This window comes from Pseudonocardia adelaidensis (assembly GCF_039543345.1).
GTDB lineage: Bacteria > Actinomycetota > Actinomycetes > Mycobacteriales > Pseudonocardiaceae > Pseudonocardia > Pseudonocardia adelaidensis.
Genome location: NZ_BAABJO010000072.1, coordinates 1 through 5,309, shown reverse-complemented (window position 1 = coordinate 5,309; position 5,309 = coordinate 1). Strand labels below are relative to the sequence as shown.

General features: G+C 58.2%; 3 rRNA genes. All 3 read right to left on the bottom strand.

The features are described 5' to 3' along the window. Window positions 1-42: 42 nt before the first annotated feature. Window positions 43-159: ribosomal RNA gene (gene rrf, locus ABEA81_RS42170) — 5S ribosomal RNA — on the bottom strand. 77 nt (window positions 160-236) lie between these two features. Beyond that, a 23S ribosomal RNA gene (locus ABEA81_RS42165) occupies window positions 237-3,365 on the bottom strand. A gap of 299 nt (window positions 3,366-3,664) precedes the next feature. Further along, a 16S ribosomal RNA gene (locus tag ABEA81_RS42160) occupies window positions 3,665-5,186 on the bottom strand. Together the 16S, 23S and 5S rRNA genes form the textbook arrangement of a ribosomal RNA operon. Window positions 5,187-5,309 lie beyond the last annotated feature (123 nt).

Genomic DNA, 5,309 nt, shown 5'->3' with positions numbered 1-5,309 from the left:
AGTGGGCCCCCGCCTGTTGGCGGGGGCCCACAACACGTTGAATGTCGGCGGCGACCTACTCTCCCACACCCTGGCGAGTGCAGTACCATCGGCGCTGGAGGGCTTAGCTTCCGGGTTCGGGATGGGACCGGGCGTTCCCCCTCCGCCAAAACCACCGACAACAATATTCAAATATGAAACCCATAGTGGATGCGATTATGCGCTCAGGGTCGCACAGTGGATGCAAACAACTCGTCATGAACAAGCCCTCGGCCTATTAGTACCAGTCAACTCCACCCCTCACAGGGCTTCCATCTCTGGCCTATCAACCCAGTGGTCTGCTGGGGGCCTTAACCACGCAAAGGTGGTGGGAGACCTCATCTTGGAACGAGCTTCCCGCTTAGATGCCTTCAGCGGTTATCCCTTCCGAACATAGCCAACCAGCCGTGCTCCTGGCGGAACAACTGGCACACCAGAGGTTCGTCCGTCCCGGTCCTCTCGTACTAGGGACAGCCTTCCTCAAGTCTCCTACGCGCGCGGCGGATAGGGACCGAACTGTCTCACGACGTTCTAAACCCAGCTCGCGTACCGCTTTAATGGGCGAACAGCCCAACCCTTGGGACCTACTCCAGCCCCAGGATGCGACGAGCCGACATCGAGGTGCCAAACCATGCCGTCGATATGGACTCTTGGGCAAGATCAGCCTGTTATCCCCGGGGTACCTTTTATCCGTTGAGCGACACCCCTTCCACCAGGAGGTGCCGGATCACTAGTCCCGACTTTCGTCCCTGCTCGACCCGTCAGTCTCACAGTCAAGCTCCCTTGTGCACTTACACTCAACACCTGATTGCCAACCAGGCTGAGGGAACCTTTGGGCGCCTCCGTTACACTTTGGGAGGCAACCGCCCCAGTTAAACTACCCACCAGGCACTGTCCCTGAACCAGATCATGGCCCGAGGTTAAGACACCCAATTCGACCAGAGTGGTATTTCAACAACGACTCCACCATCACTAGCGTGACAGCTTCACAGTCTCCCACCTATCCTACACAAGCCGAACCGAGCACCAATACCAAGCTGTAGTAAAGGTCCCGGGGTCTTTCCGTCCTGCCGCGCGTAACGAGCATCTTTACTCGTAGTGCAATTTCGCCGAGTCTGTGGTCGAGACAGCGCCCAAGTCGTTACGCCATTCGTGCAGGTCGGAACTTACCCGACAAGGAATTTCGCTACCTTAGGATGGTTATAGTTACCACCGCCGTTTACTGGCGCTTAAATTCTCCGCTTCGCCCCCGAAGGGACTAACAGGTCCTCTTAACGTTCCAGCACCGGGCAGGCGTCAGTCCGTATACATCGTCTTGCGACTTCGCACGGACCTGTGTTTTTAGTAAACAGTCGCTTGGGCCTGGTCTCTGCGGCCGGCTGCCCCTAGCCCGCGAAGGGCTTCAGAGCCCCCGGCCCCCCTTCTCCCGAAGTTACGGGGGTATTTTGCCGAGTTCCTTGACCACAGTTCACTCGATCGCCTTAGTATTCTCTACCTGACCACCTGTGTCGGTTTCGGGTACGGGCCGCAACAGCACTCGCTAGAGGCTTTTCTCGGCAGCATGGGATCACCCTACTTCGCCTCAATCGGCTACGCATCACCTCTCACCCTCGCCATCAAAGGCAGACATGCGGATTTACCTACATGTCGGGCTACAGGCTTACACCAGGACAACCACCGCCTGGCGGGACTACCCTCCTGCGTCACCCCATCGCTTGCCTACTACCGGATCGGACCCCACGCTCCCCCGACCCTGATCACCCCGAAGGGCTCACAGGCGGGTTCGGATGGTTAGCATCACCGGCCTCAGCACGGGCGCACTGTCACGGGCACGGGAATATCAACCCGTTGTCCATCGACTACGCCTGTCGGCCTCGCCTTAGGTCCCGGCTCACCCTGGGCGGATTAACCTGGCCCAGGAACCCTTGGTCATTCGGCGGCAGAGGTTCTCACTCTGCATTCGCTACTCATGCCTGCATTCTCACTCCCACACCCTCCACGACTCCCTCACAGGGCCGCTTCACCGGATGCAGGACGCTCCCCTACCCAACACCACGACTACACAACTCTCCCGAAGAAGAGAAGCGGATCTCATGTGGCATTGCCACGGCTTCGGCGGTGCGCTTGAGCCCCGCTACATTGTCGGCGCAGGACCACTTGACCAGTGAGCTATTACGCACTCTTTAAAGGGTGGCTGCTTCTAAGCCAACCTCCTGGTTGTCTGGGCGATCCCACATCCTTTCCCACTTAGCGCACGCTTAGGGGCCTTAGCCGGTGATCTGGGCTGTTTCCCTCTCGACTACGAAGCTTATCCCCCGCAGTCTCACTGCCGCGCTAGAAATACCGGCATTCGGAGTTTGGCTGAGTTCAGTAAGCTTGTCGGCCCCCTAGCCCATCCAGTGCTCTACCTCCGGCATCCACCACACGACGCTGCACCTAAATGCATTTCGGGGAGAACCAGCTATCACGGAGTTTGATTGGCCTTTCACCCCTACCCACAGCTCATCCCCCAGGTTTTCAACCCTGGTGGGTTCGGGCCTCCACGACGTCTTACCGACGCTTCACCCTGGCCATGGGTAGATCACTCCGCTTCGGGTCTACACCCCGCGACTACACGCCCTATTCAGACTCGCTTTCGCTACGGCTACCCCACACGGGTTAACCTCGCCACGAAGCATAACTCGCAGGCTCATTCTTCAAAAGGCACGCCATCACCCCGAAAGGCTCTGACGGCTTGTAGGCACACGGTTTCAGGTACTATTTCACTCCCCTCCCGGGGTACTTTTCATCTTTCCCTCACGGTACTAGTCCGCTATCGGTCATCAGGGAGTATTTAGGCTTACCGGGTGGTCCCGGCAGATTCACAGCAAATTCCACGAGCTCGCTGCTACTCGGGAACAATCTCCAGACCACGACCCGTGTTTTCGCGTACGGGGCTCTCACCCACTACGGCGACCCTTTCCAGAAGTCTTCCACTAACACGAGACAATGACCTCGGCAGCGCGGCAGCACCACCACGAGAAAATCCCACAACACCCCAGCCGCAACGCCTGCCGGCTTGACACGACCAAGGTTTAGCCTCATCCGCTTTCGCTCGCCACTACTCACGGAATCACGGTTGTTTTCTCTTCCTGTGGGTACTGAGATGTTTCACTTCCCCACGTTCCCCCTCACACCCTATGAATTCAGGTATGAGTGACGCCCCATGACGGGCGCCGGGTTTCCCCATTCGGACATCCTCGGATCACAGCTCGGTTGACAGCTCCCCGAGGCCTATCGCGGCCTCCCACGTCCTTCATCGGCTCCTGATGCCTAGACATCCACCATGTGCCCTTACACACTTATTCACAACAAGATGCTCGCATCCACTATGCAACACTCAACGCACAACCACACCCCAACCCACCACGACCACCACCACCCCGACAAGCAGAGCGTTAGGCAACCCAGGCCAGGGGCCAGAAGAAACACCCGAACACGGTGTCCCCTCAGGACCCAACAGTGTGCCGACATCCATGAACCAGCTCAATTGTGTTCCACCCAGCGCCACACCCCAACCCACAGGATGCAACTTCATAGAAGAAGGAGAACCAGCACCCAACACATCAAGCACCGGTCAACCCCACCAACACGGTGGACTCCTTAGAAAGGAGGTGATCCAGCCGCACCTTCCGGTACGGCTACCTTGTTACGACTTCGTCCCAATCGCCGGTCCCACCTTCGACGACTCCCTCCCACAAGGGGTTAGGCCATCGGCTTCGGGTGTTACCAACTTTCATGACGTGACGGGCGGTGTGTACAAGGCCCGGGAACGTATTCACCGCAGCGTTGCTGATCTGCGATTACTAGCGACTCCAACTTCACGGGGTCGAGTTGCAGACCCCGATCCGAACTGAGACTAGCTTTAAGGGATTCGCTCCACCTCGCGGTCTCGCAGCCCTCTGTACTAGCCATTGTAGCATGTGTGAAGCCCTGGACATAAGGGGCATGATGACTTGACGTCATCCCCACCTTCCTCCGAGTTGACCCCGGCAGTCTCCCATGAGTCCCCGGCATAACCCGCTGGCAACATGGAACGAGGGTTGCGCTCGTTGCGGGACTTAACCCAACATCTCACGACACGAGCTGACGACAGCCATGCACCACCTGCACACCAGCCACAAGGGAACGCCTATCTCTAGACGCGTCTAGTGCATGTCAAACCCAGGTAAGGTTCTTCGCGTTGCATCGAATTAATCCACATGCTCCGCCGCTTGTGCGGGCCCCCGTCAATTCCTTTGAGTTTTAGCCTTGCGGCCGTACTCCCCAGGCGGGGCACTTAATGCGTTAGCTGCGGCACAGAGACCGTGGAATGGCCCCCACACCTAGTGCCCACCGTTTACGGCGTGGACTACCAGGGTATCTAATCCTGTTCGCTCCCCACGCTTTCGCTCCTCAGCGTCAGTATCGGCCCAGAGACCCGCCTTCGCCACCGGTGTTCCTCCTGATATCTGCGCATTTCACCGCTACACCAGGAATTCCAGTCTCCCCTGCCGAACTCAAGTGATGCCCGTATCGACCGCACGCTCAGGGTTAAGCCCCAAGTTTTCACGACCGACGTGACACACCGCCTACGAGCTCTTTACGCCCAATAATTCCGGACAACGCTCGCACCCTACGTATTACCGCGGCTGCTGGCACGTAGTTGGCCGGTGCTTCTTCTACCGGTACCGTCAGTCACCCTTCGTCCCGGTCGAAAGAGGTTTACAACCCGAAGGCCGTCATCCCCCACGCGGCGTCGCTGCGTCAGGCTTTCGCCCATTGCGCAATATTCCCCACTGCTGCCTCCCGTAGGAGTCTGGGCCGTATCTCAGTCCCAGTGTGGCCGGTCGCCCTCTCAGGCCGGCTACCCGTCGTCGCCTTGGTAGGCCATCACCCCACCAACAAGCTGATAGGCCGCGGGCCCATCCCCAGCCGAAAAAACTTTCCACCCAACCCCATGCGAGGCCAGGTCATATCCGGTATTAGACCCAGTTTCCCAGGCTTATCCCAGAGCTGAGGGCAGGTCACCCACGTGTTACTCACCCGTTCGCCGCTCGTGTACCCCCGAAGAGGCCTTACCGCTCGACTTGCATGTGTTAAGCACGCCGCCAGCGTTCGTCCTGAGCCAGGATCAAACTCTCCAACAAAAACTGGCCCTACAATTGCGCCGAGGACGGGGCCTCGACGACTTAATGTTCAAACTGGCACAAAACCAGTCCATGAACAAGCTCGACACACTGTTGAGTTCTCAAGAGACACCCGCACACCAT